Origin of the sequence: Agreia bicolorata (assembly GCF_000938265.1) — a bacterium.
Lineage (GTDB): Bacteria > Actinomycetota > Actinomycetes > Actinomycetales > Microbacteriaceae > Agreia > Agreia bicolorata.
Genome location: NZ_JYFC01000006.1, coordinates 162,231 through 188,043 on the forward strand (window position 1 = coordinate 162,231; position 25,813 = coordinate 188,043).

The 25,813-nt window shown below is 63.0% G+C and carries 21 protein-coding genes; 13 read left to right on the top strand and 8 right to left on the bottom strand.

Features of this window, described 5'->3' with window-relative positions; translation table 11 throughout:
• Window positions 1-15 precede the first annotated feature (15 nt).
• The 4 genes from tkt to TZ00_RS13980 are packed head-to-tail and all read right to left on the bottom strand — an operon-like array spanning window position 16 to window position 5,006.
• Window positions 16-2,085: a transketolase gene (tkt, locus tag TZ00_RS13965; protein WP_044442575.1), complete on the bottom strand. Its 2,070-nt coding sequence runs from the start codon at window positions 2,083-2,085 to the stop codon at window positions 16-18.
• Window positions 2,086-2,094: 9 nt separating this feature from the next.
• A complete protein-coding gene (locus TZ00_RS13970) occupies window positions 2,095-3,264 on the bottom strand; it encodes a glycerate kinase (protein WP_044442577.1) in 1,170 nt (389 codons plus the stop codon).
• Window positions 3,251-4,177 (bottom strand): 2-hydroxy-3-oxopropionate reductase, encoded by a 927-nt coding sequence (locus TZ00_RS13975; protein WP_238579695.1) that lies wholly within the window; start codon window positions 4,175-4,177, stop codon window positions 3,251-3,253. Before TZ00_RS13975 ends, TZ00_RS13970 begins: the two co-directional genes overlap by 14 nt.
• Entirely contained in the window at window positions 4,158-5,006 is an 849-nt protein-coding gene (locus tag TZ00_RS13980; protein ID WP_152631228.1) for a hydroxypyruvate isomerase family protein, read from the bottom strand. Before TZ00_RS13980 ends, TZ00_RS13975 begins: the two co-directional genes overlap by 20 nt.
• A 173-nt stretch (window positions 5,007-5,179) precedes the next feature.
• Here TZ00_RS13980 and TZ00_RS13985 point away from each other — a divergent pair, with 173 nt between their 5' ends.
• From TZ00_RS13985 to TZ00_RS14010, 6 genes are all read left to right on the top strand, one after another.
• Complete coding sequence (locus TZ00_RS13985) at window positions 5,180-6,115, top strand: LysR family transcriptional regulator (protein WP_044442581.1); 936 nt, start codon at window positions 5,180-5,182, stop codon at window positions 6,113-6,115.
• Between the two features lie 143 nt (window positions 6,116-6,258).
• Window positions 6,259-7,257 carry an aldo/keto reductase gene (locus TZ00_RS13990; protein WP_044442582.1) on the top strand — a complete coding sequence of 333 codons (999 nt, stop codon included), beginning with the start codon at window positions 6,259-6,261 and terminating at the stop codon, window positions 7,255-7,257.
• Complete coding sequence (locus tag TZ00_RS13995; RefSeq protein WP_044442583.1) at window positions 7,254-8,117, top strand: amidohydrolase family protein; 864 nt, start codon at window positions 7,254-7,256, stop codon at window positions 8,115-8,117. Before TZ00_RS13990 ends, TZ00_RS13995 begins: the two co-directional genes overlap by 4 nt.
• 3 nt (window positions 8,118-8,120) lie before the next feature.
• The gene (locus tag TZ00_RS14000) at window positions 8,121-9,395 is read left to right on the top strand and encodes an aspartate aminotransferase family protein (RefSeq protein WP_044442584.1); all 1,275 of its coding nucleotides are present in this window, start codon (window positions 8,121-8,123) and stop codon (window positions 9,393-9,395) included.
• A 168-nt stretch (window positions 9,396-9,563) separates the two neighbouring features.
• Window positions 9,564-10,499, top strand: coding sequence for an NAD(P)-dependent oxidoreductase (locus TZ00_RS14005; protein ID WP_044442586.1), 936 nt, complete (start codon window positions 9,564-9,566; stop codon window positions 10,497-10,499).
• 127 nt (window positions 10,500-10,626) lie between these two features.
• Entirely contained in the window at window positions 10,627-11,835 is a 1,209-nt protein-coding gene (locus tag TZ00_RS14010) for a M24 family metallopeptidase (protein WP_238579696.1), read from the top strand.
• A 31-nt stretch (window positions 11,836-11,866) separates the two neighbouring features.
• Here TZ00_RS14010 and TZ00_RS14015 read toward each other — a convergent pair whose 3' ends face one another.
• Window positions 11,867-12,289 carry an RbsD/FucU family protein gene (locus tag TZ00_RS14015; protein WP_044442588.1) on the bottom strand — a complete coding sequence of 141 codons (423 nt, stop codon included), beginning with the start codon at window positions 12,287-12,289 and terminating at the stop codon, window positions 11,867-11,869.
• Between the two features lie 77 nt (window positions 12,290-12,366).
• On the opposite strand from TZ00_RS14015, the gene TZ00_RS14020 reads away from it, so the two are divergent.
• The gene (locus TZ00_RS14020) at window positions 12,367-13,416 is read left to right on the top strand and encodes a LacI family DNA-binding transcriptional regulator (RefSeq protein WP_044442590.1); all 1,050 of its coding nucleotides are present in this window, start codon (window positions 12,367-12,369) and stop codon (window positions 13,414-13,416) included.
• A 38-nt stretch (window positions 13,417-13,454) separates the two neighbouring features.
• Here the strand turns inward: TZ00_RS14020 and TZ00_RS14025 are convergent, their stop codons facing one another.
• Entirely contained in the window at window positions 13,455-14,942 is a 1,488-nt protein-coding gene (locus TZ00_RS14025) for an amidohydrolase family protein (RefSeq protein WP_084606118.1), read from the bottom strand.
• Window positions 14,943-15,178: 236 nt separating this feature from the next.
• Between TZ00_RS14025 and TZ00_RS14030 the strand changes: the two genes are divergently transcribed.
• From TZ00_RS14030 to TZ00_RS14050, 5 genes are all read left to right on the top strand, one after another.
• On the top strand, window positions 15,179-16,708 hold the full coding sequence (locus tag TZ00_RS14030; RefSeq protein ID WP_161793777.1) for an ABC transporter substrate-binding protein: 1,530 nt from the start codon (window positions 15,179-15,181) through the stop codon (window positions 16,706-16,708).
• Entirely contained in the window at window positions 16,705-18,384 is a 1,680-nt protein-coding gene (locus TZ00_RS14035) for an amidohydrolase (RefSeq protein ID WP_161793778.1), read from the top strand. Before TZ00_RS14030 ends, TZ00_RS14035 begins: the two co-directional genes overlap by 4 nt.
• Window positions 18,385-18,459: 75 nt before the next feature.
• Window positions 18,460-19,410: an ABC transporter permease gene (locus TZ00_RS14040; RefSeq protein ID WP_044442597.1), complete on the top strand. Its 951-nt coding sequence runs from the start codon at window positions 18,460-18,462 to the stop codon at window positions 19,408-19,410.
• Window positions 19,407-21,383: a dipeptide/oligopeptide/nickel ABC transporter permease/ATP-binding protein gene (locus tag TZ00_RS20165; protein ID WP_078713152.1), complete on the top strand. Its 1,977-nt coding sequence runs from the start codon at window positions 19,407-19,409 to the stop codon at window positions 21,381-21,383. The genes TZ00_RS14040 and TZ00_RS20165 overlap by 4 nt, the downstream gene beginning before the upstream one ends.
• Window positions 21,367-22,242, top strand: coding sequence for an ATP-binding cassette domain-containing protein (locus TZ00_RS14050; RefSeq protein ID WP_044442598.1), 876 nt, complete (start codon window positions 21,367-21,369; stop codon window positions 22,240-22,242). Before TZ00_RS20165 ends, TZ00_RS14050 begins: the two co-directional genes overlap by 17 nt.
• A gap of 21 nt (window positions 22,243-22,263) precedes the next feature.
• On the opposite strand, the gene TZ00_RS14055 is transcribed toward TZ00_RS14050, so the two are convergent.
• Both TZ00_RS14055 and TZ00_RS14060 read right to left on the bottom strand, forming a co-directional pair.
• Window positions 22,264-22,926, bottom strand: a complete 663-nt coding sequence (locus TZ00_RS14055) for a GntR family transcriptional regulator (RefSeq protein WP_238579698.1) — start codon at window positions 22,924-22,926, stop codon at window positions 22,264-22,266.
• Window positions 22,927-22,938: 12 nt separating this feature from the next.
• The gene (locus tag TZ00_RS14060; RefSeq protein WP_044442601.1) at window positions 22,939-23,475 is read right to left on the bottom strand and encodes a VOC family protein; all 537 of its coding nucleotides are present in this window, start codon (window positions 23,473-23,475) and stop codon (window positions 22,939-22,941) included.
• Window positions 23,476-23,611: 136 nt separating this feature from the next.
• Here TZ00_RS14060 and TZ00_RS14065 point away from each other — a divergent pair, with 136 nt between their 5' ends.
• On the top strand, window positions 23,612-25,813 hold the full coding sequence (locus TZ00_RS14065) for an alpha-ketoacid dehydrogenase subunit alpha/beta (protein WP_044442773.1): 2,202 nt from the start codon (window positions 23,612-23,614) through the stop codon (window positions 25,811-25,813).

Below are 25,813 nucleotides of genomic sequence, written 5' to 3' on the forward strand. Positions count from 1 at the left end.
CGTGCAGCGGGATCGTCATGCGTTGTCGCCAGTCCCGTTCACCTGGGCGCGCGCGGCTTTGACGATGGCGTCGACCGTGAAACCGAACTTACGTCGCACGTCTTCGCCCGGCGCTGACGCCCCGAAGGTGTTCATGGCGATGATCGCCCCGTGGTTGCCGGCATATCTTTCCCAACCCAGTCCGCTCGCCTGCTCGACCGTCACTCGAGCGAGGAGGTGTGGAGGGAGGACGCTGTCTCGGTAAGCCTTGTCCTGGCGTTCGAAGAGGGCCCATGACGGCATGGACACAACGCGAGCAGCGATTCCGTCGGCTTTCAGAGCCTCCCAGGCCAGCAGGCAGAGGTGTACCTCGCTGCCTGTGCCGATGAGGATCACGGTGGGGTCTTGACCGTCTGTCGGATCAGCGAGGACGTATGCGCCTCGCGACAGCCCCGACGCGGCAGCAAAGCGGCGACGGTCGATGATAGGCAAGTCCTGCTTGGCCAGCACAAGAGCGACGGATTCGTCTGTGATCGGGCCGATGACACGCCACGCTTCAGAAACCTCATTCGCGTCTGCCGGGCGAATGTCGATCAGGTTCGGCATGGCGCGCAGGGAGGCGAGCTGTTCGATCGGTTGGTGCGTCGGACCGTCTTCACCCATGCTGATTGAATCGTGGGTGAAGATGTGGATAACGGGGAGACCCATGAGGGCGCCTAGGCGCATGGGGCCGCGCTGGAAATCCGAAAAGACGAGGAAGCCGGCCTGGAACGGCCGGAGTCCGCTCAGAGCAAGGCCGTTTGCGGCAGAGGCGGCTGCGGATTCGCGGACGCCGAAATGAAGGTTGCGGCCATCTCTATCGGAGGGGCTGAAGTGCCCGGCTGGGGAGTCCAGGGCGGTCTTGGTGGAGGGGGCCAGATCGGAGGCGCCCCCGAGGAGCCAGGGGATCGCGACCGCTGCTGCATTCAGGACGATCTGATTGGCGGCTCGCGCGGCGAGGGGAGCATCGTCGACATCGAAGACGGGAAGATCATCGTCCCATCCGATCGGAAGTTCCCGCGTGGAGAACCGATCGAGCTCCTTGGCGAGATCAGGATTATTGGCCCGATAGCGCTCCAGCTTCTCCAACCACGTGGCGTATGACTGCCGACCCCGGGTGCCGATACCGGCGGAGAAAGCCTCGTAGGCTTCGTCCGGCACATCGAACGGGGAGTCTTCCGGCCGTCCGTAGAAGCGTTTCGCTGCTCGTGCTTCGGCCTCGCCGAGGGGCTCGCTGTGGGCGGCAGCGGTGCCCTGCTTGGTGGGTGCCCCGTAGCCGATGACGCTGTTGACGATGATGAGGGTGGGTGACTCGGAGTTCTGGTCGAATCGATCGAGCGCCCGGGCCATGGCGTCTCTGTCGTTGGCATCGGCCACGTGATCAACGCTCCACCCGTAGGAGCGGAAACGAGCGGCGACGTCTTCGGTGAACGCGACACCGGTGGATCCTTCGATCGTCACTTCGTTGCTGTCATAGATCCAGCAGAGGTTGTCCAGCCGCTGATGCCCTGCCAACGATGCAGCCTCCTGTCCCACGCCTTCCATGAGGTCGCCGTCGCCCGCAAGAGCGAAGACCCGGTAGTCGAAGATGGCGTATCCGGGCTTGTTGAAGTGCGCGCCCTGCCATTTGCTGGCCATCGCCATTCCGACACTTGTTGCGATACCTGTGCCGAGAGGGCCCGTCGTCGCTTCGATGACTCCGTCCACTTCGCGTTCCGGGTGTCCGGCGCAGCGGCTGCCGAGCTGCCGGAAGTTCTTGATGTCGTCCAGCTCGATGGCCAGTCGGTCTGCCGAGGGATCTTTGATCTGCGCGAGATGGATAAGGGAGTAGAGCAGCATTGAGGCGTGTCCCGCGGAGAGCACGAATCTGTCCCTGTTGATCCATGCGGGGTTGTCGACGTCGTAACGCAAGGAGTGGTTCCAGATAGTGAATCCGACGGGGGCGAGTGCAATGGCTGCTCCCGGATGGCCGGACTTCGCCGCTGCGATCGCGTCGATTGTCAATGTGCGGATGGTGTCGACGGCGACTCGGTCGGTCGATGTTCTGGTGCTAACGCTGGTGATCACGTGTTTCTCCTATGAAATGTGGTGGCTGTGTGTCTGGGCTGAAGTGGGCTCCAACCGGGCCGATGCGATATGTCGACCGATGACCCGGATATGTTCTTTCGCGTTGCGCATCGACTGTGACGGATCGGGCTCGACGTCTTGGAGGCTGTAGACGCCGTCAAAGCCGGCGTGATCGATCTGCTGTGGTGTGAGACTGCATCGGCCAGCAACAGCAACGACGGGAATGCCGAGCTGACGAGCGTTCCGGACAACGCCCATCGGGGCCTTGCCACTGAGGGTCTGCTCGTCGAGGCTTCCCTCGCCCGTGATGATGAGGTCGGAATCGGCCGCCCGGGCTGCAAAACGCGACAGCTCGAGGATCAGGTCGACTCCGGACTGGAGGCGTGCACCGAGGAATGCCACAGCGCTGAAGGCCACACCTCCGGCTGCTCCGGACCCAGGAACGTCGCTGTAATCCCTGCCGATGTGTGTCCGTACCGCATCGGAGTAGCGCCGAAGGCGCTCCTCCAGCACGAGAACGGTCATCGCGTCCGCGCCCTTCTGCGGCCCGAAGACGCGCGCCGCGCCGCTGGGGCCAAGCAGAACGTTCTCGACGTCCGACGCGACGACGAAGGTCGTGTTCGCCAGCCTGGAGTCCAGAGAATCCGTGTCGAGGGTGACGGTCGAAGAGAGGTCGTCGATCCCTGGCACGAGCCTTCGACCGGTGGCATCCAAGAAGACAAGCCCGAGAGCGTGCATCATCCCTGCGCCGCCGTCGGTGCTCGCTGAGCCGCCGAGCCCGAGCACGATCTCCGAGTACCCGTCGTCTAGCGCGAGAGATATGGCTTGTCCAAGGGCAAAGGATGTCGCGTCGCGTGAGCTTGTCACGGACGGTTGGATCAACCCCAGGCCGGCGAACTCGGCGAGCTCGATGACAGCTGTCTGGCCGCGGAACGCGAACCGACCGCGAATGCGTGACCCCGCAGCCAGATCCACAACCTCGACCTCCCGGACACCGAACCCGCACGCCGCGACCGCATCGATCGTCCCCTCGCCGCCGTCGGCGATCGGACACACATCCACCCAGCAGTCGGGCAGGACATCGTGTATCCCCTGGGCAATGAACAGGCCGGCCTCGAGCGCGCTGAGTGAACCACGGAACTTATCCGGGGCGACGACGACCCTCTTAGCCTTGCTCACTACCGGACAGCCGTTCAACGTGGCGGAACATCGCTGAGTGATCAAGGTCTCCGTCGCCTTCGGCCTTCGCACTGGCGAAAAGCTCAGCGAGAAGCGTGCCGACTGGCGTGGCCGTTTCGGACTCGTGCGCCGCGACAGCGAAGTTCTTCAAGTCCTTGTCGTGCAGAGCAATGCGGAACCCGGGCTTGAATGATCGAGAGATCATGGATTCTCCCTTGCGGGTCATGACGGTGCTGCCGGCCAGACCTCCGGACAGAACCTGCAGGCCCGCCTGAGTGTCAACGCCCTGAGCCTCGAGAAAGACAAGAGCCTCAGCGAGGACTTGCAGGTTGCCTGCCACAATCAGCTGGTTTGCCACTTTGACCGTCTGGCCTGCTCCCGCACCGCCGACATGGACGACGGTGGTTCCGACTGACTGCAGGTAGGGAAGTGCTCGCTCGAAGTTCTCCGCAGAGCCTCCCACCATGATGGACAACTTTCCATCGATGGCTCCCTGCTCGCCTCCGCTGACGGGTGCGTCCAAAGCCGCGATCCCTCGTTTGATTGCTTCATCGGCAATGGTTCGGGACGCCGACGGAGCAATGCTGCTCATGTCGATGAACAGGGCGCCTCGCTTGGCGCTGTCGAAGATACCCGAACTTCCAAGAGCAACGTCGATGACCTCAGGAGAGTCAGGGAGCATCGTGATGACGATGTCCGCATCCTGCACTGCCTCGTGGATGGACTCGGCTCGGGTTCCACCTGCCTCGATGAGGCGGGACGCACTGGCTTCCCGTCGGCTGTAGCCGATGACGTGATGTCCCGATTTGGCAAGGTTGACAGCCATGGGGCTGCCCATGATGCCCAAGCCGATGAATGCGATAGTTGCGGTTTCTGACATGTCAGGGATCCTTCTAGTTTGTTCGGACGGCATCGTGAGCATCGGAGCCGAAGAAAGGGCTCAGCGACCGAAGCCACTCAAGCGACTCACGGGTCCCGGCGGAGGGCACATATTCGAGACCGACCCGGCCCTTGTACCCGTGCTGGACGAAGACCTCGACGAGGCCCGGGATGTCCATATCGCCGCTGCCCGGTTCGTGGCGACCCGGCGCATCGGCGATCTGCACGTGGCCGATGACGGACATGTGTTCGCGAGCGACGGCTTCGACATCGTCTCCATTGACCGTCAAGTGATACAGATCGGCGAGGAGGCGCACATTGCTCAGGTGCGGGACTTCAGCAAGTACTCGAACCACGTCTGCAGCAGCCTTCAGCGGGTAGGCATCTACTCCGCTGACCGGCTCCAGCAGAACGGTGGCGCCGATTTCCGATACCGCGTCAGCTGCGAAGGTGATCGCCTCGATAGCCGAATCGTCCTGCTTCGCTGGATCGAGCCCCTCAATACGATTTCCGTAGAGTGCGTTGAAGCTCTCGATTTTGAGACGAGCTCCAAGATCTGCGACGACGTCGACGTTGTCGCGGAATTCTCTCAGCCGTGAAGGATCGGAGAGGATTCCTCGCTCACCGGCAGCCATGTTTCCCGCAAAGAAGTTGAGTGCCCGCAGGTGAACGCCAGCATCTTCGATACTCCCCACAAACGCCGCGAGCTCCTCGTTGGTGGGAACCGCTGTGGCAAACGGCCACCAGCATTCGATGGCCTGGAAACCGGCTGCTCTGGCCGCTGCCGGTCGATCGAGAAAAGGGACCTCGTTGAAGAGGAGTGAAATGTTTGCTTGGACTGTGGACCAGGGGTAACCCGTCATCATCATCGTCTTCCCGTGTTAGTACTCGTCCGACGCAAAATCGGATCTGTGGTCACGCAATAAGGTCGCGGCTGTGAGGCCAAGACGAACATAGGGCGATTCAGAACCCGGAACAATGACGAATCCCCCTACAACTATTCGGTCATACCGAATTAACGGCTATAGTCGGCCACATGTCCGCGTCCAACATCACGCTGCGTCAACTTCGTACTTTTCTTGCCGTTGCCGAGTTGCAGAGCTTTTCAGGTGCTGCGCAAGAGCTCCGTGTCTCCAACCCATGGGTCAGCGAAAGCATCAAGGAACTCGAGAAGCAACTCGGTGTTGTGCTTTTCGTGAGGACAACTCGCTCCGTTGAATTGACGAAGGCGGGCGCGATTCTGAAAGAGATGGTCGGGCATGCTTTGATCGACCTCGACACCGCGTTCGGCGTGGCCCAGCGCACGGGTGCAGCCAGCAATTCCGGCCTGACGCTGGGTTACGCCATTGGAGCGGGCCTCGAGGTCGTGCCCTGGCTGCTGCGATCATTCGCCACGCAGCATCCCCAGCGCGAACTCAGCACCGTGGAATTCGACTTCACCGATCCGACGGCCGGGCTTCGCGATCATTCGGTCGACGCGGCTATCATCAGACCCCCAGTCGGACTCACCGGCCTCACGTCGCTCGAGTTGATCGCGGAGGCAAGAGTGGCCTGTCTCCCCGAAGGTCACCGCTTGGCGGCTGAAGAGACCGTTACGGTTGCAGACATCCTCGACGAGCCGATCATTGCTGCTCCGAACGCCCCTGGACCCTGGCGCGATTACTGGCTTCTGTCTGACTACCGGAGCGAACCCGCCAATGTCGTCGGCGAAGCGAGTACACGAGATGGCGAGCTTCACCTTGTCGCGCGGGGTGCAGGAATCAGCGTGACGTCCGCCGGGGCTGGTCGCTGGTACTCGCGACCGGGCGTGGTGTTTCGCCCGATCAGGGACATCCCGCCCTGCACAGTCGTCTTGGCCTGGTGGCCCGAATCCACGCCGAGGGTGTCGGATTTGATCGGTATCGCGAAGGACTTCGGCCGCACCGAATCGGTCGCCGGGTTCATCGATTCCTCGGTTCCTCCGACCTTCTGACCGGGCTGACCCCACATTATTCGGCAACACCGAACACCTATTCGTGAGTACGTCATTGTTCGGCAACACTCGTCATGGCTAGGGTCGACCACGACAACACTCGCTGGTTCCTCCCTCCACGACTGATCCCGAAGGATGCTCCCATGAAGCACGACGCACCCTCGCGACTGGGTCGCACGGACATCTCCGTCACCGCGCTGGGCTTTGGAGCAACCGCAATCGGGGGCATGTACAGCCCAGTGCCCGAAGAGCAGGCGATCGCTACGGTCGATGCTGCCTGGAACCACGGAATCCGGTTCTACGATGCCGCTCCGCAATACGGCCGCGGAAAGGGAGAACTCAGACTCGGCCAGGCTCTGGCATCGCGGCCTCGCGACAGCTATGTGCTCTCCAGCAAGGTGGGCCGCCTTCTTCGTCCGGTCGATCCCGAGGGCAACTCCAACAGCCTCGATGAGCCAGAGCTCGCGACGGTCTACGACTACTCCCGCGACGGCGTTCTCCGATCCATCGAGGAGAGCCTCGAGCGGCTCGGCACAGATCACTTGGATATCGTCCACGTGCACGATCCGGACGACTACCTCGACGAAGCCCTCGCGACAGCGTTTCCGACCCTGATCGAGCTCCGTGACCAAGGAGTGGTCAAGGCCATCGGAGCGGGAATGAACCAAACTCGTGCACTCGAGATCATTGCGCGGGAGTCGGACCCTGACGCTCTTCTTGTTGCCGGGCGGTACACGCTCCTCGAGCAGACCGCCCTCGATTCTCTTCTCCCGCTCTGCGAAGAACGAGGCATCGCAGTTATTGCCGGAGGCGTGTTCAATAGCGGACTCCTTGCGAATCCGCACGTGGATGCCCGATACGACTACAATCGCGCACCTGAAAGCATCGTCAGCCGTGCCCTGGAGTTGGCTGCCGTTTGCGAGAGGCATGGCGTACCGCTGAAGGCCGCGGCCCTCCAATTCCCGAAGGCCCACCCAAGCGTCGCCGCTGTTCTCACGGGATCCCGCTCGCCCGAAGAGATGACCGAAAACATCGAGCTCTTCGATCTGGTCATTCCCTCCGACCTCTGGGCGGAACTCAAGGATGCGGGCCTGCTCAGGCAGACGGCCCCCGTTCCCGCAACGGGCCAAGCCAACCCGTGAAGATCGACGCTCACCAGCACTTCCTCGACTCCACTCGCTTTCAGTACCCGTGGATCACTGAGCAGATGGGTACGCTGCTCGGGGCACACGGCATCGAACAGCTCGTGCCAGAACTCCAGTCCAATGGAGTCGCGGCCACTGTCGTCGTTCAAACGCTCAGCAGCACCGAGGAGACAATCGAGCTTCTTCGTCTGGCCGAAGAACACGATGTCGTGGCCGGAGTTGTGGGCTGGGTCGATTTGACGGCAAGGGACGTCGGCGCAGCCCTGGATCGACTGCTCGACAGTCCCGGCGGCGAGTTTCTCAAGGGGATTCGCCATGGCGTCGCCGACGAAGCGGATCCGAATTGGATCGCACGGTCCGATGTCTCCAGCGGGTTGGCCGAGGTGAGTCGCCGAGGGCTGACCTTTGACTTGGAGATAGGCGTACGAGAGGCCCATGCTGCAGCCCACGTGGTCGCGAAGCACGCTGATCTCCCCTTCGTAATCGACCATCTAGGCAAGCCGCTTATTGCTCCTGAGGTCGACCCTCGGTGGCTCGACTCGATGCGAGAACTTGCGGCCCTTCCCAACACCACAGCCAAAATATCGGGCCTGGTCACCGAAGCTGACTGGAACAACTGGAAAGCCTCGGACTTCGTGCCCTTCGTTGAGGTGGCCTTCGACCTGTTCGGTGCGCGCCGTCTTATGTTCGGGTCCGACTGGCCTGTCTGCCTCCTGGCCGCGACCTACAGCCAAGTCGCGAGCACGGCGACTCACCTTGTGCAGTCTCTGTCTCGTTTCGAAGAGCAGCAAGTCTTCGAGCGCACTGCCGCGAATTTCTACAAGTTGACACCATCCGACATCGACCAAAAGGACTAGGCAATGACTGATACCAAGACTGTTCAGCAGGACTTCCAAGAACGCGCCAATCGCGTCCTCGCCGGCGGAGTCACAAGCAACACCCGCCTGCTCAACCCGCATCTGATCGTTGAGCGTGGTTCGGGCAGCCGGCTGTTCGACGTCGACGGTCGCGAATACATCGACTTCTTGCTCGGGCAGGGCCCGAACTTCCTTGGCTATGCACCGCCGCGTGTTGTGGCGAAGCTCGCTGAGGCCCAGAAGGACGGCGTCATCTTCGCCGCAACACACCGTCGCGAGGTCGAAGCTGCCGAACGCATTCTGGCCATCTTCCCCTGGGCGGAGACACTTCGCTTCGGCAGCTCGAGCAGCGAGATGGTTCAAGCAGCCCTGCGCATCGCTCGGCAGAACACGGGTCGAAAGTACATCCTTCGATTCCACGGTCACTACCACGGCTGGTTCGACAACATCCAGATCAGGTCGGAGGACGGTAAGGCTGGCGTTGGCAGTCTGGGGCAGGTCCCTGAGGCTCTCGAGCAAGTGATCACCATCAACTGGAACGACACGGAAGAGTTCCTGCGGACTCTGCGCGAACGCGGTCACGAGATCGCGGGAGTGATCATGGAGCCGATAATGCTGAACAGCGGCGCGATCGAGCCTCGCCCCGGGTACCTCGAAGCCGTGCGGCAGGCCTGTTCCGATAACGGCAGCGTTCTCATTTTCGATGAGACCATCAGCGGCTTTCGTCTTGGTCTGAGCGGCGCATCCGGCCGGTTCGGAGTGTCGCCGGACCTTGCCGTGTATGGCAAGGCCATGGCTGCCGGTTGGCCGTGCGCCGCTCTCATTGGCAAGCGTGAGCTTTTCGCCGAGGTGGCAACCGGTCGGCTGACACACGCCGGAACATTCAACGGAAATGTCGTCGCTACTGCCGCCGTCCTCGCCGCTCTCGACGAGCTCGAGAGCGGAGAAGTGTACAAAAAGGTCGAGGCTGTTGGCGGCGAACTGATCGACGGCATCCGTGCGCTCATCGCCAAGTACGACCTGCCCATGCGAGTGCAAGGGCTTCCCATGGCGTTCCACCTGCGTTTTGACAGCTCCGACGATGAGATCACGAGCTATGAACAGATCCAGGCCCTCGAATCCGGCAGATACAGCGACTTCGCTCAGCACCTGATCGAGCTGGGAGTCTGGGTCGCATACCGAGGCATCTGGTACGTTTCCGCAGCCCACACAAGCGAAGACGTGGCGGAGACGCTCGCCCGAATCGAACCGGCGTTCAAGGCTCTGGCAGACAGCTGACACGACCCGACGCGGCGGCTGGAGCCACTTCCTGACTGCAGCCGCCAGGTAGGCGCTTTCTTCCTTCGCGGAATTATTACGGTTACGAAATATTCAAACGTTCCTGTTGGATTCCGTGAGCGAGGCGCTAGCATTACTGCAAACGATTGTTATCCCAAGGAGGCAAAGATGTCAGACACACTCTCGATCGGTTGGATCGGTACAGGTCGAATGGGCTCGCAGCTCGTCTATCGACTGCTGGAAGCCGGCTATGACGTGACCGTGTACAACCGCACGGCGGCCAAAGCGCAGCCTTTGATCGATGCCGGTGCGCGGTTCGCTGCTCGACCCGTGGATCTCGCAGACCGCGACGTGGTGTTCACCATGGTCTCGACGTCAGTCGATCTCGCCGCCGTGACAACCGGGCCTGACGGACTGCTCACCGATCCCGACAAGGCGCCGCGTATTATCGCCGATTCTTCGACGGTTTCCACGACCGCCAGCGAGGTGCTGCGCGCAGCGGCGAGCGAGCGCGGTACGGCTCTGCTGGCCACACCGGTCAGTGGCAACCCGGCTGTGATAGCGGCGGGCAAGTTGACCGTGGCGGCGTCTGGGCCCCGGTGGGTGTTCGATGAGGTCGCCCCTCTTCTTCGTACCTTCGGCCGCGGCGTGACCTACGTCGGCGAGGGCGAGGTCGCCCGACTCGTCAAGATCGCCCATAACGTCTTTCTCGGCGTTGTGACGCAATCGCTTGCAGAGATCACGGTCTTGGCGGAGAAGGGCGGCGTGTCGCGCGAAGCCTTCCTCGAGTTCTTGAACGACTCGGTCATGGGTTCCACTTTCACCCGCTACAAGACTCCGGCGCTCGTGAACCTCGACTTCACGCCGACGTTCACCAACGTCCTTCTCCAGAAGGACTTCGATCTCGGACTCGACGCGGGCCGTGAACTGGGAGTCCCGCTTCCGGTGGCCAGCATCACCCGTGACATCGTGGCCGACGAGGTGGACCGAGGAAATATCGAGCTCGACTTCGCCACACTCCTGCTGACGGTAGCGCGCGGCGCCGGGCTGGAACTCGTCTCAGAGAACGCGAACGTGACCGACGGCCTTACGCCGCAGAACTGAGCGACGGCAGCCCGGAGCAGAGGGATCCACAGTGACTCACACGCACAACCACAACACACGACGATTCGAACGGCCTAGCCAACGGCCCGCAGGGGTGCGGCCGCTGGATGCTCCAGGGCACTCGGGCGTGGACTATGAAAATCGCGTAGATTTCGACCGCCTGCGGGACTACCGTTTGAGCCGGGCGAAGGCGGCCCTCGACGCTAGCGAGTGCGGCGCATTTCTCCTTTTCGACTTCTACAACATCCGTTATACGACTCAGACGTGGATCGGCGGCGCGCTGGGCGACAAGATGATCCGCTACGCGCTGCTCGTGCGCGGACAGGACCCCATTCTGTGGGACTTCGGCTCCGCCGTTAAGCACCACAAGCTGTACTCCGGGTTCGTTCCCGATGATTCCTACCGTCCAGGATTCTTGGGGTTTCGAGGAGCGGTGGCGCCGGAAGGCGGGGCCGGCCTGATGCGTGACGCGGTGTCGGAGATCAAGTCGATCCTGACGTCTCACGGGGTGGCGGGGATGCCCGTTGGTCTCGACATCGTCGAACCGCCATTCCTCTTCGAGCTGGAGCGTCAGGGCATCCGGGTAGCCGATGCCCAGCAGGCCATGCTGGACGCCCGCGTCATCAAGAACATCGATGAGATCACTCTCCTCAACCAGGCCGCCGCGATGGTGGACGGCGTGTACCAGGACATCGTGGACGCGCTCAAGCCAGGGGTCCGGGAGAACGAGATCGTTGCGCTGGCCAACAAGCGGCTCTACGAAAGCGGCAGCGATCAGGTGGAAGCCATCAATGCCATCTCGGGAGAGCGGTGCAACCCGCATCCGCACAATTTCACCGATCGCATTATCCGACCGGGCGACCAGGCCTTTTTCGACATCATCCACTCGTACAACGGTTACCGGACGTGTTACTACCGGACCTTCGGGGTGGGCTGGGCGACGCCCTCTCAGCACGATGCCTACAAGCGCGCGCGGGAGTGGATGGACACCGCTCTGGATGCGATCGCTCCCGGAGTGGGCAGCGATCAGGTCGCGCGGACCCTGCCGAAGGCCCAGGACTTCGGATTCGACAACGAGCTCGCTGCCTTCGGGCTGCAGTTCGCGCACGGGCTGGGGCTGGGGCTGCACGAGCGGCCGATCATCTCGCGACTCAATTCGATGAAGGATCCTGTCGAGATCCGGCCCGGCATGGTGTTCGCGATGGAGACCTACTGTCCTGCGGACGACGGGTCCTCTGCCGCGCGCATCGAGGAGGAGGTCGTGGTGACCGAGTACGGCATCGAGATCCTGACGAAGTTCCCGGCTCAGGACCTCTTCATCGCCAACCCATACTGAGCCGCTCGCGCTGAGCCGCGTGCGGGAGCGCCTACAGAACGCCCTTCATGAGCAGGATGTTCCCCCACGGTCGCGATTCGTCCGTGGCGATCACAACGGTCGCTGTCCGAACCTCTTCGTAGAACGCGTGGCGCTCCCTCCACGCGCAGGCAATGGGGCGCCCCTCGGCATCCGCAGCGGCGGACAGCGCGGCCTGGTGGACCGGCAACGGTCCACCAGCGTCGGCTGGCTGCATGAAGATCATGGGTGTCTCCTCGAAGCGGTCGAGCGGCATGACGGAGAGGACCACGTGAAGCGCCTGGGTCGAATCGAGGCTCCCTAGGTGGTTCACTTCAACTCCGCTGGCATACGCGGGATAATTGCGGTCGACGATCGCTACTCTGTCGCCGTGGCCCATCGTCGCCAGGAGATACAGCAGGCGAGGGTTCAGTTGCGGATCGATGTTTTTCAGCATGGTATTTTTCTTTCTTCGGTTCGGTGGAGCGCCGAGGGCATGGTGGCCTGCCGACCTTCTCCCCATAGGATCGTGACGTGAAACCTGCAACACTGCGCGATGTCGCTGCCGCTGCCGGGGTGCATCCGGGTACCGCGTCTCGCGCGCTCAATTCGGCCACGCAGAACTTGGTCAATCGTGGAACCGTCGCACGCGTCATCAAGGTTGCTGCTGAGCTCGGGTACCAACCCAATCCGATTGCGCGAAGTCTCAAGACGTCGAAGACCGGCACGATCGGCATTGTCATCCCCGACCTCACGAACCCGTTCTTCCCCCCGATCGTCAGGGGTATCGAGAGCATCCTCGAGCCGGCCGGCTATAGCGGGCTCCTCGTCAGTACCGACGGCGATTTGAGCCGTGAGCGCACTCAAGTCGCTGCTCTTCGCGCGCGCCAGGTGGAAGGCTTGATTATCGCCACGGCGTTGCTCGATCACCCGTTGCTGGAGGAGCTGGGCGACATGGGCGTTCTCACGGTCATGGTGAACCGACGTCCACACCTGACCAACGCCCCTTCGGTCATCCCTGATGATGCCGCCGGGATCCGGCTGGCCGTCGAGCACCTGGCGTCGTTGGGGCATCGCCGCATCGCGCATCTCGCTGGACCAGCGAACACCTCCACGGGCGTTGCGCGCGCGCGAGCCTTTCAGGACGCTGTCGCCGATCTCGATCTGGTGAGCGATCCGCGACTGATCGTCACCTGCAAGGCATGGAACGAGGATGCAGGTGCACACGGTCTGCGCGAGCTTCTCGCGACGAGCTCCGACTTCACCGCCGTGGTCGCGGGCAATGACCTGATCGCACTCGGATGCTACGACGTGTTCGCTGAACGAGGGATCGACTGCCCCCGCGAGATCAGCGTCGTCGGAATGAACGACATGCCCTTTCTGGATAAGCTCCGGCCGCCGTTGACCACGGTCGCGGTGCCGCATCGGCAACTGGGCGAGGAGTCGGCACGTCTTATGCTCGATCTTCTGCGAGAGCCGGACCGACCCATCCGCTCGGTGACGCTGCCCGTCTCCTTGGTTGTGCGGGCATCGACCGCAGTGGTGTCCGACATGAACATCGCTGCCCGCGACCGGCATCGCTGAACTCGTTCCTCGGCTACTGCTCTCGGGGCGGCCGCTGCTCACCGTGACGAAGTGTCCGCGCGGGACAGCACGCCGGCGGCCGCCTGTTCGGCAAGGGCGACGGCTCGGGCGACGTCGGCGACGAGAGCGAAGTCACGCTTTTTGAAGGATCCGTTCACGAGGACGTGCTCCACGTTGGAGACATCGGCAGAAAGCACGACCGCTCCGATGGGATCGTTCACGGGTGCGATGTTCACGCCGCGGCCATCGATCACGACGATGTCGGCACGCTTGCCGACAGCGAGTGTACCGATGCGATCCTCCAGACCCACGGTATGTGCTCCGTTGCTCGTCGCCATGGTGAGTACCTCTGCCGCCGTGAGCATGTCCGGGGGAGTGGGGGTGTCTTCTTCCCAGCAGATCGCATTCACCCGGGCACGTTCCGCCGCGAACAGCGCGCGCATCTGCGTGAACATATCGCCCGGCACCGATGTGACGACGTCGACGGACAGGCTCGGACGCAGCCCGAACTCGCGTGCTTTGTGCACGGGCGGCCATCCATGATTCATTTGCATCTCCACCTGCGGGGAGAGCGATAGCGTGCCGCCGGAGTCAGCGACAAGCTTCCACTCTCGGTCAGCGAAGTGGTTCGCGTGGATGTAGGTGATATCCGGGCCGAGAAGCTGGAGCCGCTCGAGGTGTTCGACCATCGCCATGCGTCCGGCCACCCGAGACATGCCGGCATGGAAGGTGATCGGGATTCCCAGGTCTCGCGCGGCGGCCCATTCGGTGCGAACGATCTCGTCTGACGTGAAGCCGGGGCCCCGCGCTGCCAGAGCCATCGTCAGGAGCGCGTCGTTCGACGAGAAATGAGCGTTGTGCAGGCGTCTGATTTCAGCGACGGGCATGGCTGTCGGCTCCGGCGCGAGAGCGCCGGGCAATACATCGTTCGCGGGCCCGTAGGCATACTGTGCCCGGATGCCCGAATCACGCAGGGCCTGGATGGCCGCTTCGGGATGATCGGGGGAGTTGTTGATGTGGGACCAGTCCACCAGCGTCGTGATCCCGGCGTTCAGACACTCGAGTGCCCCAAGTAGGTTTCCGGCGTAGACATCGTCCGCAGTGAAATATGGGGCGTAGTGGTCGAGGACGCGCGCGAAGTATTCGTCGAGCGTGGCATCCGGAGCGCAGTTGCGCAGAAGTGTCTCCCATGTGTGCCTGTGCGTGTCGACAAAGCCCGGCAGTACCAATCGCCCGCTGCAGTCGACGGTCTCCGCGTCGGCGTCGATGGCGGGTGCAATCGCGACGACGATGCCGTCGTCGATGAGCACATCCGAGCGCGTGGAGACGGGGTCGGTCTTGCTCATCGGCAGGACTGTCCCGCCTTTCAGAAGTACTTTCGACACAGTGGTCGTCCCTTCATTCGGAACTTCTCTAGGGCGAGCGCTCGGGTAGAGCGTACGCGTCGTTGGTTCGACGCCCTGAATTGCGCGCGCGTAACGGGCGAAATGCAATCGAGTGCAGTCTCCTGGATCGAGAGCGGGCATGTCAATGGCAGCGCACAATCTGCTTGGCCTCGTTACGTCTATGTAACATCCAGAAAATGGCAATTGACGATAACGGCCAGCGCGGGTAGTTTACGAAAACCACAATCGTTTGTTGTGGTGGTGGAAGGCCTTACAACACCCAGGACGGTTGGCGCCGGAATGGTGACCTCTGGGTTTACTCCACGAGCCTTATGGCGACGTATCCGACGTCGCCTTCGAGCAGAAAAGGACAGGCAATGCCAAGAGATTTTTTACCTCGACGCGTCACTCTGGGGGCGATAGCCGTAGTGGCCGTGGCCGCCCTCCTCGCGGGGTGCTCCAACGGAGCAAAACCTGATCCGAGCTCAACGGCGGGCGGCGCGGGTGGAACGCTGCGCGTGGCTATCAATCAGTCGTTGAGCGACTGGGAGCCGCTGAACACTCCGAACTCTGCGTACACCTCTTTGGTCTACGAAGGACTCATGGGACTCGAGCCCGACGGCGCGACGATCACGCCGGCGCTGGCAACCGAGTGGGTCAACAACCCTCTGGACATCGAGTTCACGTTGCGGGAGGGAGTGCTGTTCCAGGACGGCACCAAGTTCGACGCCGCAGCCGTCGTGAAGAACCTCGAACGGATGCGGGACACCCCCAGCCAATGGCAGAACGCGATGGATTCCGTCAGCGCCATCGAAGCGGTCGATGACACGCACGTCAAGATCACCCTCGATGCACCGTCGCCGAACTTCTTCCCCTCCCTCGCACAGCGCGGCGCGATGATGATCGCCCCGTCGGTCCTCGATGACGGGACGTTCAAAGAGAACCCGGTAGGCACGGGCCCCTGGAAGTACGACAAGGCCGACTCGACGTCGGGCTCGAAGATCGTCGCAACGGCGTTCGACCAATACTGGGATGCCGCCAACCGAGGACCGAACAAGGTGGAGATCACCTACATCGGCGACCCGAATTCACTTCTGAACGCGCTCCGCACCGGAGAGCAGGATGTCGTCTGGACAAACGCCGCGACAACGAAGCAGGCCGATGCTGCCGGCTTCACGACCGAGAACTATCCCGCGTTGACCTTCCAGCTGCTGATGATGGACACCGCGGACACGTTCGCCAACGCCGACGTGCGCAAAGCGATCTGCTACGCGATGAATCCGCAGGACTACATCGACACGCTCTTCGGGGGTGAGGGCGACGTGCTCTCGCAGCACCTGCGACCCAATCAGCCCGGCTACGTCGATTCGCTGAAGGGCTACTCGCACGACGTCGACAAGGCGAAGAAGATCATGAACTCGATCGGCAACCCCAAGGTCGGCTTCACGCTGATCGTGTACTCGGACCTGCTCCCTGTCGCCAACCTGTTCCAGAGCGAGATGGCCGAGATCGGCATCGACGTCAAGGTCGAAGCACCCACCTTCAACCAGTACTTCAGCACGTATCGCAACGGCCAGTACCCGGCCACTATCCTCGCAGAAGGCGCCGACACCGGTCCCTACGACTGGTACCTGTACCACTTCGCAGAGAACGGCGGCGGCAACCCCTACAAGGTGAAGTATCCGGAGATCGACGCGATCGCGCAGAAGGCTCTTAATGCCGCGACCGACGACGAAGCGGACAAAGCCTGGCAGGACATGACTCAGACGGTCAACGATGAGGCGCTCGAGTGCGGATTCTTCACGTACACCGGATTCTGGGCGTACGACAAGAAGACGGTCGACAACATCGTTTCCACTCAGGGCGACGTCGCCGTGTTCCGATACAAGGAGGCGAAGCTCAGGTGACTGACGGCTCGACACGGAAGCGGGGCGGTGCTGATCTCATAGTGGTCAACGCACTGATCACGACACTGGCTGACGACGCGACAACAGCTCCGGAGGTCGAAGCGATCGTCGTTCGTGGGGATCGGATCGTTTTCGCCGGAACCAGCGAAGAAGCCGAGGCCTTCCGGGGCCCGGACACCCGCTGGATCGACGCGGACGGTGCGCGGGTTGTACCCGGGCTCATCGACAGCCACATCCACATGGTGCGCTCCGGCCACTCGTGGAATGGCGAGATCCGGTGGGGTACCCAGTCAAGCCTCAAAGACGCCCTCGCTTCCGTGTCGAGCCGTGCACAGGAACTCCCACCTGGCACTTGGATACAAATTCTGGGGGGATGGCACCCCGATCAGTTCGTGGAAGGGCGCGGACCCTCAGCCGCCGAATTGGATGAGGCGGCGCCCGACCACCCTGTCTTCGTGCAGTGTCTGTACGACTGGGGACTGCTGAATAGTGTCGGTGCGCAGCACGTCGGTCTCACTCCGGATGCGATTGCCGACCTCGATCCCGCCGGTTTCGAATATGACGAGCAAGGAAACTTGACGGGTCGCCTGTGGGGGATGCCCATGCTGAAATGGGCATTCCAGCGCATCCCCAAGCTGTCGATCGAGGAGCAGGTTGCCGGCACGGCCCGCGTCAGCCGGGAGCTGGCACGCGCCGGCCTGACCGGTGTGATCGACGGCGGTGGGGTGACCATGGGGCCGGATGCCTACGAGGCTGTGTACGAGACGTGGCGCCGGGGTGAATTGTCAGTGCGAACGCGTCTGATGCTGCACTCGAGTGGGCCGGGCGCGGAGTTCGACGAGATTGGCAACTTTCTGCGCTACGTGCGCATCGATGCCGGCGACGGCATGCTGCGGGTCAACGGTGGCGGCGAGATCGTGTTGTACCGCTCTCACGACGGCATGACCGAGAGCGCCGACGTCGGTGAGGATGCGGCTGAAGAGCTGTACCGGATCTTCCGGATGTTTGCCCAGAAGCGGTGGACAGTGCACATGCATGCCATCCAGGCCGACACCGCCGACGCCGTGCTCACAGCCTGGGAGCGGGTGTCGGAGGAGTTCCCGGTCCGGGACCTGCGCTGGGCCATCGTGCACGGGGACAACATGGACACCGCTGCAGTGGAGCGACTCGGTCGACTGGGCGCTGGCCTGCTGACCCAAGCGCTCTACTGGTTCCAAGCAGATACGGCGGTGGAGCACTGGAGCGACCCCGCGTCGGAGACGAGCCCTTTCCTCGCGGCGATGAAGCGAGACATCCGAGTCGGCCTCGGGTCTGACGGTCTACGGGCCAACACGTTCGATCCGTTCTCGATCATGTCGTGGTTCGTCACGGGTGTCTCGATCAACGGCTCACGCACACTGTCGCCCGCCCATCGGCTCACTCGCGAAGAGGCCCTGCGCGCCTACACGGTGGATGCCGCGTGGTTCTCCTTCGAAGAAGAGCAGCGAGGACGCCTCCAACCGGGCACGCTGGCGGATTTTGTGGTTCTCAGCGACGACTATTTCACGGTCGCCGAGGACGATATTCGAAAGATCCGGTCTGTCTTGACGGTGCTGGGTGGCCGTGCCACGCACAGCGATCTGGATGGGATCCGCGTCGATCCGCAGCCAAGAGAGGTGACCGTCGACCGTGTATAGCCGAGAGGACTGTCGCCCACTTCACTCCCTTCGAGGCCCCTCGACGGTCTGTCACGATCTGGGAAGGTCAACGTAATGCCTCTAGTCAAACTTGCTCGGGACAGACTGCTTGCCAGTATTCCGACGCTGATCGCGGTATCGCTCATCGTGTTCTTTCTCGCGCGGGCCACATCGATCGACCCCGTCGTGCAGATCCTTGGACAGACGGCGAGCAGTGCCGACCGAGCGCAATTGGCACAGCAGCTCGGGCTCAACGACTCGCTGATCGCGCAGTACTGGCGATGGCTCACCGACGCGGTCCGTGGTGACCTCGGAGAGTCCTTCTTCACTCACCTGAGCGTCAGCACGACCATTATGGAGCGGTTGAGCGTAACGCTGTCCATTGTGGCCGTCGCCACCCTCCTTGCTGTGGTTGTCGGAGTCGGACTGGGAATCGTCGGTGCTACCCGACCCGGCTCGTTCGTCGACAATGTGCTGTCGACGGGCATCATTTCGGGGCTCGCTCTACCCAGCTTCTGGCTGGCTATGCTCTTGGCGCTGTTTTTCGGCGTACAGCTCGGGTGGTTCCCAGCAGTAGGGTTCGTGCCCATAGGGGAGGATTTCGTCGGGTGGCTGCGAACAGTAACGCTCCCCGCGGTTGCGCTTGCGGTCCCGGCCGGGGCCGTGTTCGCCCGTCAGATGAGGTCGTCGCTTATCGAGACCCTCGATAAGGATTACGTCGTCACGCTGCTCGCGCGGGGGGTGAACCCGCGGCGGATACTTTTCTCCTACGCGGTCAAGAACGCGTTGGTGCCGCTGCTGTCGGTTGTCAGCATTCAAGTCGCGATCATGATCGGTGCGAGCTTCGTCGTCGAGACCGTGTTCGGCATCCAAGGTCTCGGAACCTACCTGATAGACGCGATCGTCAAGGGCGACTATCCAGCACTCGAGGGTGCCGCGCTCGCGGTCGGTCTCGTCGTAATCATCGTGAACTTCGTCGTCGACATCGCGTACGGTGTGGCCAATCCGAAAGTGCGTCCTCAATGAGCAATCCAGTACGTCCAACGACACAGGCTGTAGACATCTCGGCAACGAGGGCGAGCGCCGCGCCGCGCCGAACGGTCCACAGAATTCTCTCTAGCCGCAAGGCCGTGATCTCTGGCGCAATCATTCTCGGGCTGATCGTGATCGCGATCGCGGCTCCGTTGATCGCGCCGTATGACCCCTTGGCTCCCGATCCCAGCAATGCGCTTTCCGGGCCGACCGCGGCGCACTGGTTGGGTACTGACGATATCGGTCGCGACACGTTGTCACGACTGATCTACGGCATCCGTACATCCCTCATCGCATCGTTCGAGGCGGTCATCATCGCCGTCGTGCTGGGTGTGGGTCTGGGGCTGCTGATCGGCTACGCGTCCGGCCTGGCGGACCGCATCGGCATGCGTGTTGCCGACGCCTTCCAGGCGCTCCCCCCGATTCTCCTAGCCCTCGTGCTGGCTTCCGTCATCGGCACAGGCCTGGTCAATGCCATGGTGGGAGTCGGAATCATCTTCGCTGTGAGCTTCTTTCGGATCACCCGTGGTGAGGTCCTAGTACAGCGAGAATTGCTCTACGTGAAAGCCGCCCGCGTCGGCGGATTCCGATTGCGCGCGATCCTATTCCGCGAAATCCTCCCCAACATCGCGCCCACGCTGGTTGTTCAGGGCGCAATCGCGCTCGGCATGGCCCTTCTCGTCGAAGCGATGCTGGGATTCTTGGGGGTTGGTCAGGAGACGACGCAGGTGAGCTGGGGCACGATGCTCAACGCCGCCCAGCAATACCAGCTTCTGCAGCCGGTGATGACGATCGCCCCCGGGTTGGCGATCACCGCGGTGGTCCTGCTGTTCAATCTCCTCGGCGACGGAATCAATGAGAGCATCGGCAATGACCGGAACCGGAGCGGACGGGCGAAGGCTTGGTTCGTGCGTTCGGGCGCGCCCTCAACAAGCCGTCCGCCCGCGGTCGTCGAGACGACCGCGGCATCCGATCCGGCGACGCTGGCCGTCAGCAACTTGTCGGTCGTCACGGGCGGAGAAGGTGGTACGGAGCTGGTCAGTGCGGTGTCGTTCGAGGTTCGCCGGGGCGAGACGGTTGCGCTCGTCGGCGAGTCGGGGTGTGGTAAGTCGATGACCGCCAAGGCGCTCATGGGACTTCTTCCTCCCGGTGTAGCGGTGAGCGAAGGCTCCGTGCGCGTCGGCGGCGTCGAATTGGTCGGAGCGGATAGCCGTACCCTCCGCGACGTCCGTGGCAATCGGATCGGGATGATCTTCCAAGACTCGATTTCGTCCCTCTCTCCCGTTCACACGATCGGCCGGCAGCTGTCTGATGCGGTGCGGGCGCACAAGCGGGTCAGCCGCAAGGAGGCGCGTCGGTCGGCCGCCGAGCTGCTCACCCTCGTCGGTGTGCCAAACGCAGAGGCGCGATTGAGCGACTATCCGCACCAATTCTCGGGCGGAATGGCTCAGCGTGTTGGCATCGCCGCGGCGCTGGCGGGCGACCCCGACGTGCTCATTGCCGATGAGCCGACCACGGCCCTGGACGTCACTATTCAGGCGCGTGTACTCGACCTCCTCATGGAATTGCGCGACCGGCTCGGTCTCGCAGTCGTTTTGATCACTCATGATCTGGGTGTGGTCGCCGATTCGGCGGACCGTGTTGCGGTGATGTACGCGGGACAGGTCGTGGAGTACGGCGAGGTCGGCTCTGTCTTCGCACGACCCCAACACCCCTACACCCAAGCCTTGCTGGATGCATCGCCGGGAGTGGGATCCCGCGTCGAAGAGATGGCGACAATCCCCGGGAGCGTCCCGCCCCCTTGGGAGTGGTCAAGCGGCTGTCGCTTCGCCGACCGCTGCGCTTTCGCAAGCCGCGCCTGTTCTACCGCGGTTCCGCTCGTGAACGGTGTGCGCTGCGTGCGCGCCGACGAGCTTCAGCTACGAGGATTGAGAAGGGAAGGGGCAAGCAGTGACAGCACTACTTGAGGTCAATGAACTCACGGTGTCGTACTCGTCTGGGTCGGCGCTGCTGGGGCGGGGGAGGTCGTCGCGTGTGGTCGATGGCGTGTCTTTCGAGGTCGGTGAGTCGACGACGTTCGGCCTGGTTGGCGAGTCTGGGGCTGGCAAATCGACGGTCGGCAATGCGATTCTCGGTCTAGCCCCCATCAGTGCAGGATCGGTGGTCTTCGACGGCGTCGACATCAGTTCGTTCGGTCGCCGGATGCCGCTGTGGTACCGAAAGGCCGTGCAGGTCGTCTTCCAGGACCCGCTCGCCAGTCTCAACCCCCGGATGACCGTCCGTACGAGCCTGCGTCACGTGCTGACGCGTCATTGGCCGAGCCTCAAGCGGGCCGCTGTGGATGCTCGCATAGACGATCTTCTGGACAGGGTGGGACTGCAGCCGCACCACGCAGACCGCTTTCCGCGCCAGCTGTCCGGCGGACAATGCCAGCGGGTGGCCATTGCGCGAGCCATCGCTGTGGAGCCTCGTCTGATCGTCTGCGACGAAGCTGTCAGTGCGCTTGATGTCAGCACACAGGCGCAGGTGATGAATCTTCTCGCCAAGCTCCAACGCGATATGGGAATCAGCTATCTCTTCGTCGCACATGATTTGGAGGTCGTGCGGCACATCAGCAACCACGTCGGCGTTATGTACAAGGGATCGATGGTCGAGTCCGGCCCGGTCGACGAGGTCTACGAGAATCCCTCGCAGGACTACACACGTACGCTCTTGTCGGCGACACTCGTCCCGGACCCTGCCGTGCAGCGGCTGCGCAGGGAGGCGCGCACGGGGCGAGTACACGCGCTCTCGGGTACCGGTGCGGAGCTCACCCCAGAGTTGTGAGACTGGGAGGGCAGGGGTCGGCTACGTCGCCGCGAAGATCTCGGGATGCCGCGACAACTCAAGGCGGCTGCGTCGGATGTGTCGTCGCAGCACATGCTCCGCTTCTTCCTCGTCGCGATGCCGTAGCGCGTTCACGATGAGGTGATGGTCGTGGTGCACGCTCCGGTCGTGTCCGGTGAAGAACTGTCGCGTCGCCTCGCGTCGATAGTGCTGCGTGCGGTTCCACAGTCCCAGCACGGTATTGCTCAGCATGCTCGTGTGGGCGTGCCGCAGCGCCGAGAGGTGAAACTCGCGGTCGAGTCGAAGGAATCGTTCCACGTCGTCCGACAGCTCCATGGCGTCGGCGAGCTGTTGGAGCTCGTCGATGTTGTCGTCGGACATCAGGGGCACGTTCATGCGAAGGAGCAGCGGCTCGAGGTGTTCGCGCACGAGGTAGAGCTCGGTGAGGTCGTCGACGCTGAGTGTTGCCACCCAGGCGCCCGTGTTGGCGACGGATGTGACGAGCCCCTCGGACTCGAGCAGACGCAACGCGTCACGTACCGGTATCCGACTGGCCCGGTACTGTTCCGTCAGTTCGGCGGGTTTGATCCGCTCGCCCGGCTTGTACCTTCCCGCGAGGATGGACTCGCGCAGTGAGGCTGCGATGTTTGCGCCCATCTCGCCGTGGCTCAGCTCCGTCGTCATCATCGTCTCCTCTTAGACCGCCGGATTGGCCGGATGCCAGAGCAGCCGCGGCGCTCCATTCTCGTACGCTTTGCCGCCAGGGAAGCTGACAAGCTCGAACTGCAGCCCCCAGGGAGCGCGAAAGTAGATCCAACGCTGGCCCTCGGCTGCCTGTTTGCTCGCGACGGGCTGCTCGCCCATCACCTCTACCCCTTTACCACGGAGGTAGTCGACGGCCACGTCGAGGTCGTCGACGTAGAAGGCGATGTGGTAGCCGCCGATGTCGCTGTTGCGCGGCTGCTGCTGCTGACCGTCGGCGGCCTCGTAGAGAAACACTTCGAAGTTCGCGCCGTAACCGAGCCGGTAGAAACGTACTGTGCGGACCACCGTTTCGGGGTGCACGCCGAGGTGGCGAAGCATCCAGTCGTCGTCGGCCTGCTTGGCGCCGAGTTCGTAAACCGGCTCGCAGCCGAGTACGTCCACGAGAAATTCGTGCGCCTCGTCGATGTCGGGCACGGTGAAGCCGATGTGGTCGGTGCCGTGATTGCCAGGGATGCCTCGTTGCGTCATGTTGTATATAGTAGCCGCGTACATCGGTCGAATAATGGGTGTTTAGGTGACTAATTTGCTCTGATTGTATGTAATCTGCCCTAGAGTGGGACGGACAGCAGCGGCAGGCGCCGCCAAACGATGGGAAGTGGCGACGATGCCGAAGCGGACCAAGCTCGAGACCGGGGTGGATTGGATCGAGCTCTCAACCACCGACTCCGATTGGCAGGCCGCCGACCCCGACCTGCTCGGCACGATGCTTGCCGAGTTGCATCTCATTCGAGCTTTCGAGGAGACGGTGCTCGAGCTTGCGGGTGAGGGCCTCGTGCACGGGCCGGCGCATTCGAGCATTGGTCAGGAGGGTGGCGCGGTCGGATCGATCGTGGGCCTGCGCTCGAGCGACGGCGTGAACGGCTCGCACCGGGGCCACCATCAGTTCCTCGCGAAGGCACTCACCCATGTCTCGGGCGGTGTGATCGATCCCGCGAACGCGGTCGACGCAGCCACTCAGGAGGTCCTGCAGCGTACCCTCGCCGAGATCCTCGGTCTGGCCCAAGGCTATTGCCGCGGACGGGGAGGTTCGATGCACCTGCAGTGGTTCGAGGCAGGGGCGCTCGGCACGAACGCCATCGTGGGCGGCGGTGCACCGCTGGCCGCGGGCAATGCCTGGGCTCAGAAGCACAGCGCGAGTTCGTCGCGACATGACGAGAGCAGCGATCTCACCATCAACTACTTCGGTGACGGCGCAGCGCAGATCGGCTCGGTGCTCGAGTCGCTCAACCTCGCCGCAGCCTGGAAGCTGCCGGTCGCCTATTTCATCGAAAACAACCTGTACGCCGTGTCGACGCGCGCCGATGAGGTTACGGCTGACACTCGATTCTCGGTGCGCGGCCAGGGCTTCGGAGTGCCCTCCTGGCGTGTTGATGGAATGGACCCCCTTGCCGTGCACCTCGCAACGGAGGAGGCCGCGGCTCTTATGCGCGCGGGCGGGGGGCCCACAGTGATCGAGGCCGAGGTGTATCGGTTCTTTCATCAGAATGGGTCATTCCCTGGCAGCGCATTCGGCTACCGAACGAAGGACGAGGAGGCGGAATGGGGCGCCCGCGACCCGTTGCAGCTCGTCGCCCGCAAGATGGTCGAGCGTGGTCTGATCGACGACGCGGGTGTGGCCGCGCTGCGGGAGGAGGCCCAGCGGGCGATGAAGGATGCCTCGGCCGAGCTCGTTGAGGTCGATCCGGACCGCCCCGGCAAGCGACGCATCAAACCCGGCCTCTGGCCCTCGCCTGACTTCGTCAACGTGGGCGTGCGCGGCGACGCGTCCGAACTGGAGGGACTGCCCAGTGCGCCCGACGCCGACGTAGCGACCCGCCCGATCAAGTTTGTCGACGCCATCGCCCAGCTGATGGACAGGCGCATGGAGCTCGACCCCCGCATCGTGGTGATGGGTGAAGACGTGCACCGCCTCAACGGGGGCACGAACGGAGCCACCAAGGGCCTGGTTCAGAAGTACGGCGAGGGGCGCGTGCTCGGCACGCCGATCAGCGAGAACGCGTTCATGGGTCTTGCCGGGGGGCTCGCGCTCGACGGCCGATACCGGCCCGTGGTCGAGTTCATGTACCCCGACTTCATGTGGGTGGCCGCTGATCAGGTGTTCAACCAGGTGGGCAAGGCGCGACACATGTTCGGGGGCGACAACCCTGTGCCGCTGGTGCTGCGCACCAAAGTCGCGATCGGATCAGGCTACGGCTCGCAGCACCTGATGGACCCGGCCGGCATCTTCGCCACCAGCCCCGGGTGGCGCATAGTCGCCCCGTCGAACGCCGCCGACTACGTGGGTCTGATGAACGCGGCGCTCGCACTCGAGGATCCGGTGCTCGTTATCGAGCACGTCGACCTCTACGGCGTGGCCGATGAGGTTCCCGAAGGTGACCTCGATTACGTCATTCCGCCGGGCAGCGCTGCCGTGCGCCGCGAGGGGTCGGAGGTCACGGTGATCAGTTATCTCTCAATGGTCAAGCACGCGCTGGAAGCGATCGACCTGACCGGCGTCGATGGCGAGCTGATCGATCTGCGCTGGCTCGACCGGGCGTCAATCGACTGGGACACCATCGGTGCGAGCATTCAGAAGACCAACGCGGTGCTGATCGTGGAGCAGGGCGCGCAGGGAACCTCGTACGGGGCCTGGCTGGCCGATGAGATCCAGCGCCGATACTTCGACTGGCTCGATCAGCCGGTCGCGCGGGTCACGGGCGAGGAGGCCTCGCCGAGCATATCGAAGGTGCTCGAGCGGGCGGCGATTGCCCGCACAGAAGAAGTTGTCGCCGGCCTCGAGGCCGTGCGCGCTGGATTCGGAGGCTGA